This is a genomic window from Hymenobacter sediminis (assembly GCF_003231285.1).
Taxonomy (GTDB): Bacteria; Bacteroidota; Bacteroidia; order Cytophagales; family Hymenobacteraceae; genus Hymenobacter; species Hymenobacter sediminis.
Genome location: NZ_QKNS01000001.1, coordinates 386,038 through 400,951, shown reverse-complemented (window position 1 = coordinate 400,951; position 14,914 = coordinate 386,038). Strand labels below are relative to the sequence as shown.

The 14,914-nt window shown below is 59.2% G+C and carries 13 protein-coding genes; 7 read left to right on the top strand and 6 right to left on the bottom strand.

Going from position 1 to position 14,914, the window contains the following annotated elements; all coding sequences use genetic code 11:
* Positions 1–19 precede the first annotated feature (19 nt).
* Positions 20–1,219, top strand: a complete 1,200-nt coding sequence (locus DNI29_RS01640) for a glycoside hydrolase family 1 protein (RefSeq protein ID WP_110976326.1) — start codon at positions 20–22, stop codon at positions 1,217–1,219.
* Positions 1,219–1,947, top strand: coding sequence for a phospholipase D-like domain-containing protein (locus DNI29_RS01635; RefSeq protein WP_110976325.1), 729 nt, complete (start codon positions 1,219–1,221; stop codon positions 1,945–1,947). The genes DNI29_RS01640 and DNI29_RS01635 overlap by 1 nt, the downstream gene beginning before the upstream one ends.
* Before the next feature lie 114 nt (positions 1,948–2,061).
* On the opposite strand, the gene DNI29_RS01630 is transcribed toward DNI29_RS01635, so the two are convergent.
* Positions 2,062–3,660 carry a PA14 domain-containing protein gene (locus tag DNI29_RS01630; protein ID WP_110976324.1) on the bottom strand — a complete coding sequence of 533 codons (1,599 nt, stop codon included), beginning with the start codon at positions 3,658–3,660 and terminating at the stop codon, positions 2,062–2,064.
* A gap of 237 nt (positions 3,661–3,897) precedes the next feature.
* Between DNI29_RS01630 and DNI29_RS01625 the strand changes: the two genes are divergently transcribed.
* Entirely contained in the window at positions 3,898–4,389 is a 492-nt protein-coding gene (locus tag DNI29_RS01625) for a methylated-DNA--[protein]-cysteine S-methyltransferase (RefSeq protein ID WP_110976323.1), read from the top strand.
* Between the two features lie 12 nt (positions 4,390–4,401).
* On the opposite strand, the gene DNI29_RS01620 is transcribed toward DNI29_RS01625, so the two are convergent.
* A complete protein-coding gene (locus DNI29_RS01620) occupies positions 4,402–5,286 on the bottom strand; it encodes an alpha/beta hydrolase (RefSeq protein ID WP_110976322.1) in 885 nt (294 codons plus the stop codon).
* A 164-nt stretch (positions 5,287–5,450) separates the two neighbouring features.
* On the opposite strand from DNI29_RS01620, the gene DNI29_RS01615 reads away from it, so the two are divergent.
* Positions 5,451–6,173, top strand: a complete 723-nt coding sequence (locus tag DNI29_RS01615) for a tetratricopeptide repeat protein (protein WP_110976321.1) — start codon at positions 5,451–5,453, stop codon at positions 6,171–6,173.
* A gap of 76 nt (positions 6,174–6,249) precedes the next feature.
* A complete protein-coding gene (locus tag DNI29_RS01610) occupies positions 6,250–6,999 on the top strand; it encodes a hypothetical protein (protein WP_110976320.1) in 750 nt (249 codons plus the stop codon).
* A gap of 184 nt (positions 7,000–7,183) precedes the next feature.
* Here DNI29_RS01610 and DNI29_RS01605 read toward each other — a convergent pair whose 3' ends face one another.
* Positions 7,184–9,676, bottom strand: a complete 2,493-nt coding sequence (locus tag DNI29_RS01605; RefSeq protein WP_110976319.1) for a M4 family metallopeptidase — start codon at positions 9,674–9,676, stop codon at positions 7,184–7,186.
* A gap of 293 nt (positions 9,677–9,969) precedes the next feature.
* On the opposite strand from DNI29_RS01605, the gene DNI29_RS01600 reads away from it, so the two are divergent.
* Entirely contained in the window at positions 9,970–10,755 is a 786-nt protein-coding gene (locus DNI29_RS01600; protein WP_110977259.1) for an SDR family oxidoreductase, read from the top strand.
* A 147-nt stretch (positions 10,756–10,902) separates the two neighbouring features.
* On the opposite strand, the gene DNI29_RS01595 is transcribed toward DNI29_RS01600, so the two are convergent.
* Positions 10,903–11,790 carry an ATP-grasp domain-containing protein gene (locus DNI29_RS01595; protein ID WP_110976318.1) on the bottom strand — a complete coding sequence of 296 codons (888 nt, stop codon included), beginning with the start codon at positions 11,788–11,790 and terminating at the stop codon, positions 10,903–10,905.
* 185 nt (positions 11,791–11,975) lie between these two features.
* On the bottom strand, positions 11,976–13,286 hold the full coding sequence (locus DNI29_RS01590; protein ID WP_110976317.1) for an amidohydrolase: 1,311 nt from the start codon (positions 13,284–13,286) through the stop codon (positions 11,976–11,978).
* A 171-nt stretch (positions 13,287–13,457) separates the two neighbouring features.
* Here DNI29_RS01590 and DNI29_RS01585 point away from each other — a divergent pair, with 171 nt between their 5' ends.
* Positions 13,458–14,096, top strand: coding sequence for a phosphatase PAP2-related protein (locus DNI29_RS01585; RefSeq protein ID WP_110976316.1), 639 nt, complete (start codon positions 13,458–13,460; stop codon positions 14,094–14,096).
* 16 nt (positions 14,097–14,112) lie between these two features.
* On the opposite strand, the gene DNI29_RS01580 is transcribed toward DNI29_RS01585, so the two are convergent.
* On the bottom strand, positions 14,113–14,898 hold the full coding sequence (locus DNI29_RS01580; RefSeq protein ID WP_110976315.1) for an SDR family NAD(P)-dependent oxidoreductase: 786 nt from the start codon (positions 14,896–14,898) through the stop codon (positions 14,113–14,115).
* Between the last annotated feature and the right edge of the window lie 16 nt (positions 14,899–14,914).

Genomic DNA, 14,914 nt, shown 5'->3' with positions numbered 1-14,914 from the left:
TTCCCGACCTTCCTGCACTATGCGCAAAGACCTTTCCGCTCCCTCTCCTTTTCAATCATTCTGGATGGCTGGTTTCGAGTGCACCGACCAGCAAAATGCCTTTGGCAACCGCGTAGATTTTCTGACCCTTACGGGCCACCTGCAGCTTCTCGACGACGACTACCAGGCAGTGCAATCCTTTAACATGAGCACCGTGCGCGAAGGGATTCGCTGGAGCCAGGTAGAGCGCACGCCCTACCATTACGACTGGAGCACGGTGCAGGTGCTGCTGGATGCGGGGCGCCGCTACGGTATTCAGCAGATCTGGGACCTGTGCCATTTCGGCTACCCCGACGACCTAACGCCCCTGCACCCTATGTTCGCGCGCCGCTTCACGCACCTGTGCCGGGCCTTCGTGGAGTTTTACCGCAGTCAGCGCCCTGATGATGTGCTGATCGTCACGCCTATCAATGAGGTCAGCTTTATGAGCTGGCTGGGAGGCGATGTGCGCGGTACCTCGCCGTACTGCGTGGGCCAGGGCTGGGAAGTGAAGCGCGGTCTGATGCGGGCCTACATTGAAGGGGTGGCGGCCCTGCGCGAAGCCGACCCCAGCATCCGCATCCTGACCACTGAGCCGTTGATTAACATTGTGCCCCGTCCTGGAGCCAACGCCGGAGAAGTACGCCGGGCCCGTGAGTTTCATAACAACCAGTTTCAGAGCGTGGATATGCTGGCTGGGCACTTGTGCCCGGAACTGGGTGGCCGACCTGAGTACCTGGATTTGCTGGGCTTCAATTTTTACTATGACAACCAGTGGCAGTTGGACCCACACCAAACCCTACCCTGGGCCAACGAGCACAACGACCCACGCTTCCGCTCCCTAAGCCACTTGCTGAAGCAAGCGCATCGCCGCTACGGCCGCCCCGTGGTGCTTACTGAAACCAGCCACCCGGGCCAAGACCGCCCCCAGTGGCTGCGCATGATAGCACGCGAATCGGCGCGGGCCCTGAAGGCAGGAGTGCCACTGCTGGGTGTGTGCCTCTACCCCATCATCGACCGGCCCGACTGGGACCACCTTACCCCCTGGCATCGTGCCGGTCTTTGGGATGCCGACCTGACCCAACCCGCACCGGGCCTTACCCGCGTGCTGCATGAGCCCTCGGCCGAGGCGTTGACAAAGGCCCAGCGCCAAGTGGCCAAGGTGCTACCCCAGCAGGCCGAGCTAATCCCTATTTCCTGATGCCGCTATCATCTTCTAGTGTTTCTGCCCCCGATCTGCTCCGGCAGTTTCGTCAGGCCTTTACCGATGTCACCCTTTCTTCAACAGAAGCCCAGCAGCTGCGCCACCAGCTAACCGCTTTTGCCCAGCAGGGGGGCGATGTGGACCAACTGCGCCACGAGGTGTTCATGCTGGCGAAAGACCGGTTTAATACCTTCCAGGACAAAGCTGTGGTGGAGTGGCTAGAGGCGGCCAGCATCCTGCTCCCGGAGGCTGGTACCGCTCAGGCCGTACCTTCTCATGCGGAGGCACAGGTGTATTTCAGCCCGGGCGAGGAATGCGTGGCAGCCATCCGTGGCTTTATCCACAATGCCCGCCACACGCTGGATGTGTGCGTATTCACAGTGGCCGATGACCGGCTTTCGGCGGCGCTGCTGGTGGCCCACCAGCGCGGGGTGCGCCTGCGCCTGCTCACCGACAATGACAAAGTACTGGACCGGGGCTCCGATGTGCGGGAGCTACACTTTGCGGGCATTCCTGTGCGCACCGATTGCACGACCAATCACATGCACCACAAATTTGCCATTGCCGATGGCCAACTTGTGCTAACAGGCAGCTACAACTGGACCCGTTCGGCGGCCCAATACAACCTCGAAAACCTGCTCATCACCCCCGACGCGGCCATAGTAAAGCGCTACGCCGCGGAGTTCGAGCGCCTCTGGGGGGTTCTGTCGGAGTTTAAGGGGTAGGAAGAACAGGTTTTCACTCCTGATAGTACACAATCCGGCCCGCTGCCTACCCCTATGAAACAGGGTAAACAGCGGGCCGGATTAGGTAAGAACACTAGCCTACAGGCGAAACCTTTATTTGGCGGCCTGGGCTTGCGAGCCTTCTTCCGAAGGACGCCTAATCATGAGAGGCAGTTTAGTGGTTTCGGTGCCTACGGTCAGGTTCAGGTTGTAGTCGCCGGCGGGCAGGTCGCTGAAATCCAGGGATTGGTGGTGCGGACCGGCCGCTTGCTTGCGGTAGTCGGACACCCGCACGGCAATACCGCGCTGGTTGTACAGCACCCACCCCAACGGCTTCTCTTGCCCTAATTGATAGGACATCTGTACCACTCCTTTGCTAGGGTTAGGATACACACTCATTTTGTTGGTACCCACGCCCGGCAGGCTCATAGCGGCTGCTACGGGCGGGGCCTCGGCAGGCGCCACGGCCGTTAACTTCCACTGCTGAGCTTCCTTGCCGGAGTAACGACGCTGCTCTACTCCGCCGCCTTCAGCAACATCAGCAGAGTCTCTGGCAGAAAGTGCCTTGCGGCTGTGCTTAGCCAACAGCTTGTAGTAGCCGTCACCTACTTCCTCAATACGCCAGATCTGGTTGTTGCCGCTGTAGTAGTTCCAGAGGCTCATGGGAGCCCCGTTGGAGGTAGAGCTGCCCAGCACTTCCAGCACCTTGTTGCTTCCCTGCACTGAAATACGGTAGAATCCTTCGCCAGCTGGCTCAATTCGCCACTGGGGCGCCTTGGCCTTGCTGTTAGGATCCAGCACCCGGCTGGCATAGCGGCCTTCATCAGGAACTTCCAGCGGAGCCCCAGTGGTGCGCACCGTCAGGGTGTACACGCCGGGAGCCAGCGGGGCAGCAGGGGTAGCTGCAGTGGCTTTGGCTTTAGCAGCCTTGGCGGCAGCTTTATCGTCGGTTTTGGGTTTGGCAGCAACAGCGGCCGGGGCGGGCTTAGCGGGTGCCTTGGCTTTGGCCGGAGCAGCGGGGGTAGGGGCTGGCTTGGCAGGTGCCGGCTTAGCGGCCGCAACCGGAGCTGCCTTCGGGGCTGCAGGCTTGGGAGCTGCGGCTTTAGCCACCGGAGCCGGCTTGGCACCGGCCGGATCGGGGGTAGTAGGCGAGCCTAGAGGATAGAGGTTGCCCATTGGAATAACCTGAGCCGCCTGGCCCGGCGGTACCCACTGCAGCTGAATGCCCGCGTCGCCGCCCCCGTCGGTATACTCCAGGCGAATGGTGGTTTTCTCGCCAGCCGCCAAGCTCACGTTTGGGTCCAGGTCTGTGTTCTTCTTACCGTCCCAGGTGTCCAGCACCTTTTTCCCGTTTACCCATAGCCGCACCTCATCGCCGGTAACGGCCACGAAGCGGTAGCGGCCAGTAGCCGGAGCTGCCAGCAGACCTTCCCAACGCACCGAGAAGTTATCGGCTGGCACGCCCGGAGCCGGCGCGGCCGCACCCCAGCGGAAGTCAATGGCTGCATCGAGGCGCTGCAGGGCCGGGGCGCCTGCCAACGTGCCGTTGGTGAAGTAGAAGGCCGTGAGGCCGGTGCCCAATCCCTGCACGGGCTTTGCGGCCAGGCGGGCTGCCGCTTCGTTCCGGACTGGCGCGGGTGGGAGCGCCGCGTGAGCGGAGGTACCACCGGACAGGCCCAGCCAGGCAACGGAACAAGCTAGTAGATATCGCACAATATGGAGGCTTTGAATGAACAGATCAGAAGGGAAGCGAAGCGGGCCCGCGGACCGGGCATTTTTAGACGTTTCCGGGTTTGTGCTATTTCAACAAGGTAGGCCTTTTCCAGCACTATCTCTCCATCTCACTGCCAGTCTGTGCTTTTCGCTTCCGAACAGGTTTACAAATATCGGGCTTTACGGCGTAGGTACCGCCCTTCGCCTGTGTATTTTTGAGTTTTCTGTTTTGTTACGATGACCTACACAACGGCCTACCTGCCCACGCCCTTAGGCGTGCTGGAATTGCAAGCTTCTGATACAGGACTGCGGGCCGTGCAGTTCGTGCAGGAAGCCGTAGCCCCTACCCTACCGGGTCAGGTTCCGGACTGCCTGCGCGAAGCCTACCGCCAGTTGCAGGCCTACTTTCAGCGGGAGTTGCGGGAGTTCGACTTGCTGCTGGACGTGACTGGCGGCACCGAGTTTCAACGGCGGGTGTGGGCTACTCTGCCCTCCGTGGCCTATGGGCGTACAGCTTCCTACCTCGATCTGGCCCGGCAACTGGGCAACCCGGCCGCCGTGCGGGCGGTAGGAGCGGCCAACGGACAGAATCCCCTTACAATCATCTGGCCCTGCCACCGCATCATCGGCTCGGGTGGGCAACTGACGGGCTACGCCGGTGGCCTCAACCGCAAGCAGTGGCTACTGACCTTCGAGCAGCCTGCTGTGCAAACCTCTCTGTTCAGCTAACGAGCAAGCTGCTCAGGTGCCTACCCCTACAAAGCGCCGCAACTCCTGGTAAATAATATTGCCAGACCAGTAGAGCTGTAATACCATAGGAACGTGCTTCTTCCCGGGTAGTACTTGGTAGTAAGGGTGGTGCCCCAACGCCGTGAGCTTCTGCCGAAACTGGGCGCTGCTACTCGCAATAGACGGATAGGTTTCTCCGCCCACGAATAAAAGAAAAGGTGGTGTTTGGGCCGTAACATGATGGTAAGCCGATACTTCTTGCCACACTGCCGGCTGCCGGCCAAACGGCACCAAGTACTGTTCATCACCGGGGTACTGCATCTTCTGCAGATAATCGTACATATCCAGACCAGCCGGATCGTCCAGAATAGCTCCTTTGCAAGGATTTTGCGCTACTCCTCGGCGCTCAAACAGCCGATTATCGGCGGTGAGCAATGCTGCTAATCCAGCCCCGGCCGAGTGACCCATCAGAAAAATGCGCGCCGGGTCGCCGCCGTATTCTGTAATGTGAGTTGCCGTCCAGATAACGGCCCGAGTACAGTCGTCGGCCATTTGGGGCACCATCACTTGCGGGGAAAGCCGGTAGTTGATGACTACCGCCACCACGCCTTGTTTGGCCAAGCGCCGGCCAATGAACGAGTAAAAATTCTTGTTGCCGCTGTTCCAGTTGCCGCCATGAATAAACACTACCACCGGCCGCAGTGCTGGGCTAGCGGCCTTGGGCGCGTACACATCCAGTAGGTGTCGCTCAGGGTGGTAGGATGAGTCAGTAGCTGGCACATAAGAAATGTTGGCCGAGCGGCGGCTGGGGCGAGCCAAGGCATACTCGGTGGCTACAATCAACAGAAGCAGAAGTGCCAGGGCCGTGGGCAACGCCCGGAATAATAAGGTGTGCATACAGAGGAGAACAGGTAGGCAGCTACGAGGCCGGGTTGCCACCGGATTGAAGGAAGCAGCGTGCTTCAGCCAACGCGCAACGGCGGTGGAGGTTGCCTGGCTTGTTTTATCTTTGGCTATTCCCGACGGCGCACTTATTGCTTGCCGCGGCTCGTTAGGCATTTATGAAATCGACGATTGTATTGGCAGCTACTGCGCTGCTTCTTTGGGGGGCTACTCCCGCTCAGGCTCAACGCAAAGGAAAAACCGGAGCTTCGGACCTGGAAATGACCCTGGCCGCCCGGCGTTTGCAGCCCCTGTTTGGGGGGCTGGCCCCGGCTCAGGCCGAGCAGCTGGTGGGTTCTGCTTACTTGAACCAGGTAGCAGGCAGCTTTGCCTCGCGGGCCGAAGCCAGCCGCTTTTTCACCACTAAAGGCTACGAATACCTATCAGAAAGTCAGCCCGATACCGCGGCCTACCGCTTCAACCTGGCCTGGCTTCTTGACCCGAAGAACGCGGATGCCTACCGGGGTCTGGGCATTGTGGCCAGCCGCAACCCTACCCCCGACCAAGCCATCAACCTCCTGACCCAGGGCCTGGCGTTGGCTCCTACCAACACGCTTCTGCTCAGCGACCTGGGCACCAGCTACTTGATTCGTTACGAGCAAGGCAAAAAGAAGAAGGATCTGACTACCGGCATTGGGTTGCTGGAGAAAGCCACCACGCAGGACGCTACCAATGCCGTGGCGTGGCAGCAACTGGGCCGGGGCTACTACTACCAGGAGAAATACGACCAGGCCTGGGCCGCGGTGCACAAAGCCCAGAGTACCGATATGAGCGCCGTTGATTTCAGCCTGGTGTCTGACCTGCTGGCCCACCTACCCGACCCCCAGGGCAAATTCAAATAAACCAGCGCTGCCGGTCGTTACGCAACGACCACCCATCGGCCCGCGTATGCCGGGGGCTCACTTACCGTCTGACCGCGTGATTATTCGCCCGCTTTTGCCCGCTTTGCTGCTGACCCTGGCTAGCACCCAGCTTGCTACCGCCCAGGATGGCGGCCCCGAACGCCGCCGCCGCCATTACGATGGCAACGCCCGCCCCTATTACCGTGGCCCGGTGCGGCTCACCTTAGGCGGAGGGGTAGGCCTGTACAGCGGCGACCTGACCAGCGGGCTAAGCGAACAGCTGGTAGGGCCGAGCTTCAGTGCGGGGCTGTTGTACAAGGTGAGGCCGCATTGGCTGGTAGGCGGCGAGTTTTCCTACGTGCAGCTGGGCGCCAAAGACCAGCTGCCTGAGCGAAACCTGGCCTTCCGGACAAAGGCCGGCTCAGGGGTAGTGCTTTTCCGGTTCGAGCCCCTGCGTGATGAAGGCGCCTTTGCCGATCCGCGCAAACCTGCAGCCCTAATCAAGCCTTACCTAAAGGCAGGGGTAGGCTTTCTGCTGTATAGCCCCAAGGCCTACAACGGCACCCTGCGCCCCGACGATAACACCACCTTCCTACCCTCTGAGCGCAACGACTACCCCGCCATGGCTTTGGTGGCACCAGTCGGACTGGGCCTTACCTTGCGTCTCACACCTAAGCTAAACGCTTCTATTGAAGGCTCTTACTCCTTCATCAGCACTGATCAGCTCGACGACATCAGCCCGGCAGGTGGCCGCTCAACCTCTGACCGCAACGATGGTTACGGGCAGGTGGAACTGAAGCTGGAATACGCTCCGTGGCGCCGCTAACGACCTGCATATCTAAAGGAGCACCTCACTGTTAAGTGGCATGCCCCGTAGATGATATGCTACCCATACACAACAGAAAAGCCTGGTTTCTCAACCAGGCTTTTCTGTTGTGTATTACCTCGCTACACCAAACGAGCCCGCCAAATGGCGGGCTCGCGAGGTTAAGGTACCAGAGTTACTACCCTTATTGCTTCACGAAACGCTCGTGGAAGGTTTTCTGGCCGTCGCTGATGGACAGAAGATAGGTGCCTTGGGCAAGGGCGCTGATGTTGAGCGTGCCGTTTTCGAAACGGGCATTGGCTACGCGGGCGCCGCGCAGGTCCGTTACCGTAGCTGATACCACTGGAGCCTTGCTGGCCAGTACCACCTGCATTTCATTAACGGCCGGGTTAGGGAACAACACTACGGCTTTCTCCACCGCCGAGCTCAGGGTTGCCTCCGGGGTAGCGCTGCCGCCGGTAAGCGAAGCCACTACTGTGGAAGCCGAGGTGCCGCCCGTGATGGTAAGGGTGTAATCTTCGGTTTCGCCGTAGCTGTAGTTGTTGCAGCTCGTTGTGGCCGAGGCGTCGCTCATAATCACGCGCATCCGGGTGTTGCCCGACTTAGCGGTGGCGGGTACCGTGAAAGTAGCCGCGAGAGTGCCGGTGCTGGCCGAGGAACCCGATATCACCAGTTCGCCGGCATCGGTGAAGACGCCATTCTGGTTGTAGTCGATGTACACCTTCCAGTACTCTGTGTAAGCCGTGGAGGCAAAGCCCGCCGAGAAGTTGATGGTTTGCGAGGAGCCAGCAGCAACCGTAGTAGAAGTGGCCGTGCCGTTGTAGTAGCCCCCATCAGCCGTCGAAGTACGAGCAATGGTGCCCAGCTTCACGTAATCAATCCACTCGTACGCTACGTTGTTGCCCTTAGAAGTGCAGTACGTTACGGGAGTAGGGGTGGGGGTTGGCGTGGGGGTACCACCAGAAGCGGCGCCTACCCCTACAGCGTACCAAGCATCAGTAACCGCCGTTACCTGGGTTGAAGCAGCACCGTACAAGTCAGTAGCGGCCTGAATGGTAGCGGTGCGGGCGCTGGCGTAGGTAGCCGATGAGGTGAGGTACACACTTTCGGCGCGGTAGGCAATTTTGGCGGCGTCATCCATGCCAATGCCGGTTACTGAATAGACGCTGCCGATGTCGTTGGTACCGCTTTTCCCTACTGCCAGGATATAGAACCAGTGGTTGAGCACCCCGGAGTTAGTATGCACCCCGCCGTAGTCGTTAGACTGCGTAGGCGAGGTAGTAGTAGCTTTCCAGTAGGTGCCCTTGTAGGTATCAGGCTGGCCTTGGGATTTCGGGTCGCTCATGGAGCGAAGGGCAGGCCGCACCTTGTCGATGTCTTCGCCAATCAGCCAGGTAGATTTAGTCAGACCCAGCTTAGCGGTGGTGTACTGCTCCACGGCAGCACCCCAGATATCGGAGAAGCCCTCATTGAGCGCCCCCGATTCGTTTTGATACACGAGATTAGCCGTTTTCTCGCAGACTGCGTGGCCAATTTCGTGGGCGCACACATCGAGGGCGGTTAGGGGGCGGAAGCGGGTAGCGCCGTCGCCGTAGGTCATTACCGAGCCGTTCCAGTAGGCATTCTCAAACCCTACTCCGTCGCCGGGCGTGTCGTCGAAGTGCACGTAGCTCTTGATTTTGGCGCCGGCGTTGTCGTAGGAATTGCGGTTATGCACCAGCTTCCAGTAGTCGTACGTTGACTGGGCTCCGAAGTGAGCGTCGCCGGCTACGTTATCGAAGTTAGTGTTGTTGTACTCGGTCCAGTTGTTGTCGGCGTCGGTGAAGTCAACGGCGGCGGTGTAGCTGCTACCCTTCTTGGCATTATAGGTTTCGATGCCCAGGCCGCGGGTGTACTCGCGCAGGCGGTACTGCCCCGTAGTAGTCGATTCGTTGGCCAGCGTGCGGGTGCCGCTGTAAGCAGTAGCAAACGTGGCAGTGGCAGCAGCATGCTTAATAATAGCGTCTTGCAGTACCACTTCCCCAGAAGTAGCATCAACGTAGATGTAGGCGCGGCTCAAGGGCTGCTGAGCATACACATTAAACTTCCAGGCCAGGGTAGGCTTGCCAGCTTTCTGGGGGGTAGTAGAGCGCATGTTGCGCACAATTACCAGCTCGCCCTGGGGCTTGTAGGTAGCAGCCGGATTGCTGAGCTCTGCCTTTAGGCCAGCTTCTTCGCGGGCATCTTCCCACATGTACTTCTTAGCGCCCACAAAAGCCAGGGCCCGCTCCAGGGCGGCTTCGGCACTAAGGGAGGGGGTAGTGCTGAGGGCCAACAGGCGCTCGAACTGCCCGCTGATGCCGGTTACGTCGCCTTGGCGGGCGTGTACCGTATAATCAGCGTGCTCTACCCGAATGCCTTTGTAAAACTGCTGATACTTCTCGTGCACGTAGCCCAGGTTGTCGGAAGCCGTTTTGGTGGGCACCATCTGGTCGTCGGAGGAAAGCTGGAGCTGCTCGCGCAACGCTTTGCCCGCTTCGCTAAACTTGTACGCTTTGCCCGCGCGGAACTGCACGAGATAGGGCGTACCATTGTCGTTGAGGGCCCGGCTCTGCACCCGCGAGAGGTCCTGAGCGATAGTAGTGGAGGTTAAGCCACCAAGCAACAGTAAGGTTGCCGCGGAGTATTTGTTGATCATACCGTGTGGGTTGGTCGTGAAAATTGAAATTGAACTAAATGAGTACCGGCCCTGCTACCATCATCGCCGACAAAAGATTCCATCTAAATTAAATATTTTTTAACCAACCACCCCTTTTATAAAAACACCACCCTATTACAGGCCTTAACTTTAAATTATTCCAAATTTGACATTCCAAATTTGAAACCGTTCACAGTATTACAGCAGCAGGTTTTATGTCCAACGGCTTCAAATCTGACCTAAAAAGAGAAAACGCCGATCATAAAATTTTAAACATTCCTAAGAACACGTTCATGCAAGATTCCTTTCCTTCATCTAACCGCTGGAGCTTAACTGGCCAGGTAGCGCTGGTCACCGGGGCCTCAAAAGGCATAGGAGCGGCGGTAGCTACCGAGCTGCTTGCCCTAGGCGCAACCGTGGTAGCCGTAGCGCGCACCGCCCCCGACCTGGAGCAACATGTAGCGCAATGGCGGCAGCAGGGCCTCGATGCTCATGCGCTAGCAGCTGACATCAGCACCGCGGAAGGCCGAAACCAGTTGCTGGCAACAGTGGCCGAGCAGTGGCCCCAGCTGCATATCCTCGTTAATAACGTGGGCACTAACATCCGCAAGCCCACTTTGGAGTACTCTGAGCAGGAATACCGGCACATTCTGTCTACCAATCTCGACTCGGCCTGGGAGCTGAGCCGAGGGGTGCAGCCCCGGCTTGCGGCCGCTGGCGGGGGTAGCATTGTAAATATCTCATCGGTGGCCGGACTGGCGCACGTGCGCACCGGGGCAGTGTATGGCATGACCAAGGCTGCACTGGTGCAGCTCACGCGCAATCTGGCCGTAGAATGGGCCGGCCTAAACATTCGGGTGAATTGTGTGGCACCTTGGTACATTCAGACGCCGCTGGCCGCTGGCGTACTCAGCAACGAAACTTACCTGAACGATGTACTCAGCCGCACACCCATGCGCCGCGTCGGGGAGCCGGAGGAAGTTGCTGCCGCCGTGGCTTTCCTCTGCTTACCCGCCGCCAGCTACATCACCGGCCAAACCTTAAGCGTCGATGGAGGCTTCTCAGTGAATAGCTTCTAGAGAGTAACGACGCGCAGGCAGCTCAAACCCTGTCCCTTGGACAGGCCTGATAATCTAAGAAGCCCTTATCGTATGGATACGATAAGGGCTTCTTAGGTCCGGAGGGGGTAGGAAACTGGAGGGCGTAGTGCCTCCTCGCCCGTTCAGCTACTTTGCTATTTCGTTACTTAATTGGCGCAGCGCGGCGTTATAGCGCTGCAAGGAGCCCTCGGAGGAGGCCAGGTAGAGGAAGGGCTCAATCAATTCCAGCTCCATCAGCAAGAACTCGCCATTCTGGTCCAGTCCATCGACGCGGGCGTAGAGGCAGTCGGCAGCAAACTCCCGCACAATGGCATCGGCGGCCCGGCGCAGGTGAGCGGGTGCCTCGCGGGGTTCAATACCGCCGCCGAGGTAATGCTGCACCCGGAAGTCGCCGGACTTGGGCGTTTTCAGAACGCAATGGCTGAACTCGCCACCGAAGTAGATGAGCGACCATTCGCCTTCTTCCTGAATCTGGGGTTGGAAAGGCTGCACCAGGAAATCCTCATCGCGCAGCAGCTCCTGCAGTTGGGGCTGCCGCACCGATGACTCCTGCCGAGTCAGCACAAACGTGTTTTTGGCTCCACCGCTCACAGCTGGCTTCACTACCAGCGTATCGTGGCCGAGCGCGTCAAACAACGACTCTGTTTCAACGGCTTGGCCACGGCTCAGCCAGTGGGTAGGCACAATGCGGACACCGGCCCGCTCCATATCGAGCAGGTACTTTTTGTCGGCGTTCCAGCGTACGGTAGCAGCCGGGTTCAGCAGCTTTACTCCAAGACTTTCCATCCGGTCGAGCCACTGATAGAATTCCCCTACCCGGTCGAAGTAATCCCAAGGCGACTTTACCACGACTACATCATAGCGCAGCCAGTCTACGGCCGGATTGGTCCAGACGCGGGGCTCCACAGTATGCCCCTGCTCACGCAGGTAGCGGGTAAGCAGGCTGTCCTCGTCGTCGACGTTGGGGGCAGCGTACTGCGCGAGGCTTTCACAGGTAACAAGACCAATATTCATCACAGGTTGTTCGGATTTGGGGGATGCAGACGTGGATTGGTTGACAGTCTGAACGGGCTACTAGACGGCAAAGGACTGTTCGGGTTGCGCCCAGCCTTGTTTTTGCCCCAAAGGTGATTATTACGCGGTCATCAGCTGCCGAGAAGCAGCGACGAGAATCTGCGAGATTCGTCTCAGGCCATAACTTATTTCTTTCCGGCTGAGAGATAGTCAACGGCCAAGGTAGCCAGGGTTTTTACGCCGAGCGTCAGTCCGCTTTCATCTACGAAGAAGCCAGGAGTGTGGTGCGGGGCTGTTTCGGCGGGGTTCTTGCCTTTGGGCATGCCACCCACAAACACGAACATGCCGGGTATTTTTTCCTGGTAATAGGCAAAGTCTTCGGCCCCGGTCACGGCTTTCTGCACGCTCACGTTGGCGGCTCCGGCAGCGCTGTTCAGGCTGGGCACCATCTGGGCCGTGAGGCGCGGGTCGTTGTAAGTAACGGGGGCATAGTTCACAATTTCGACCTCGGCAGTGGCTCCGGCGCTTTCGGCAATGTTGGTGGCGGTGCGGCGTACGGCGGCCCAGATCTGCTGCTGCATTTCCTTGCTCAGGCTGCGGATGGTACCCGTCAGCTCCACCTGCTCCGGAATAATGTTGTTGCGCACCCCGCCATGTACCATGCCCACTGTCAGCACGGCCGCGTCTTCGGTGAGCTGGAGCTGGCGGCTGATGATGGTTTGCAGGCCCATGATAATCTGGGCGGAGGTTACAACGGGGTCAACGGCCAGCCAGGGGTAGGCACCGTGGGCCGACTTGCCTTTCACCCTAATAGTAAACACATCCGAGGAAGCCATTTCACCGCCGGGGCGGTAGGAAAGCTTGCCTACCTCGGTCTGGGCCTGAATGTGTACCCCGAAAATGGCATCGACCTTAAGGTTGCTGAGTACGCCTTCCTGCACCATGAGCTTGGCCCCACCCACTACACCCGGTAAGGAGCCTTCCTCGGCGGGCTGGAACACGAATTTTACGGTGCCGCTCAGGTCTTTTTTCATCTGGCTGAGCACTTCGGCCGCGCCCAGCAGCATGGCTACGTGGGTATCGTGGCCGCAGGCGTGCATCACGCCTACTTCCTGCCCGTTGTAAGTGGTGCGGGCTTTGGAAGCGAAGGGTAGGCTATTGCTTTCCGTTACGGGCAGGCCATCCATGTCGGCGCGTAGGGCTACTACGGGGCCCGGCTTGCCCCCTTTCAACAGTCCAACTACACCGGTGCGTGCTACCCCCGTTTGCACCTCAATCCCCATCTTTTTCAGTTGCTCAGCAATGAGGGCAGCGGTGCGGGTTTCCTGGTTGCCCAGCTCGGGGTGCTCATGAATGTCGCGCCGCCAGGCAATTACCTTACTTTCCTGCTGGGCAGCGAGTTTGGCAATTTGACCATGGAGGGCGCTGGTTTGTGCCAGCGCGGGCGTGGCAGTCAGCAGGCAGGAGGCGAGGATTGCAGCGTTGAAAATCTTCATTAAACAGGCAGGTCAGGAGGTTGCGGAGAATAGTCAGCTGAAAAGGTACGCCGCAAAGCGGTTCTGAAGGAATGCCCCAATCAGAAAAACTCAGCCGTGGGGCTACCTGCCTTTGTTAGTAGGTTTGCGCGTCATTTCACGGCTGGATTTCGGCCCCGACTACGCATTTACATGTCTGCTGACCTTTTTACCTGGCCCGAGGCCTGGCGGCAACCGGCTTTCCGGCGGCGGCTGGGGGTAGTGCTGGCCCTGCTCCTGACGCTGGCAGCCGTGCTGCCGCGCTTCTTCGCTTGGGTGCAGGCCCGCCCCGGCACCATTCTATCTGATCCGCTGCTGGCTTTGCTGCCGGCCCGCGACGTATCGGGGCTCACCTTCGCGGTTATCTACTTGGGCATTGCGTTGGGGGTAACCACGCTGCTGCCCCGGCCCTACCCCCTGCTGTGGGCCTTAACTGCTTACCTGCTGCTGCACCTGCTGCGTTGCACTACACTGGCCCTGCTCCCGCTGGAACCGCCTATCGGACTCATCATGCTTCGCGACCCGTTGGTGGAGCAGCTGTTTTACGCGGCCCCTGCGCCTATAACCAAGGACTTATTCTTCTCAGGTCACACTGCCACGCTGCTGCTGCTGGCCCTGGCTGTGCCGGCGGGCTGGCGCCGCTGGGTATTGTTCGGGACTACTCTGGTTATTGGGTTGCTGGTGATGGTGCAGCGCGCCCACTATAGCTACGATGTGCTGGCTGCTCCTCTATTCGCAGGCCTGAGTTTCTGGCTGGCGCAGCGGCTCATTCCTACCCCATCGGCTAAATAAAGAGAACCGGAAGAAGTTACTTCAGATGTTTCTCGTAGATACCGGCCGCAATGCGCTCTGTAATTCCCTTGGGCACCAGAGCTGTTAGCGCCGCCGATACTTTGTTTAACGCCCCCGGAATTGCCTCGGCCTCACCCGAGAGCATAGCGGCAATACCGAACTCGGCTACCTGGGCAGGCGTCATGGATACTTTGTTGGCTACAGCCTGCAGTTCGGAGTTCATGCCAGCCCGGTCGGCGAAGTCGGTGGTGGTAGCGCCGGGGCTGAGGCAGGTGACGGATACGCTGGTGCCGCGCAGCTCGTAGCGCAGGCCCCGGGAGAAGCTGATGATGAACGCCTTACTGGCTGCATAAAGCGTGAGCGTGGGCACGGCCTGGTAGGCGGCAGTGCTAGCCACGTTCAGGATATAGGATTTGGGCTGGCGACGCAGGGTAGGAAGCAGGGCATGGGTCAGCTCCACAGGCAGGTGCATATTCAGCTGCAGCATGTTCTGCTGCTCGGCTAGCGGCAATTCTTCAAAGCGCCCCCACAGGCCATAGCCCGCATTATTTACCAGCACGGCTAGTTCCGTAGTTTGGGCCATTACCCAGGCTGCCACCTGTTGGGCCGCGCCCGGTGCGGCCAGATCCAGCGCGAGATATTGGGCTTGCCGCCCTAACTGTCGGGTTTCGGCTGCCACCTGCTCCAACTGGTCGGCGGAGCGGGCCACCAGCAGCACATCGTAGCCGCGGCGGGCTAGGTCCAGGGCCATGGCCCGGCCAATGCCGCGGGAAGCTCCGGTAATTAGGGCAGCTTTTTTCAAGGGGCTTGAGGTAATA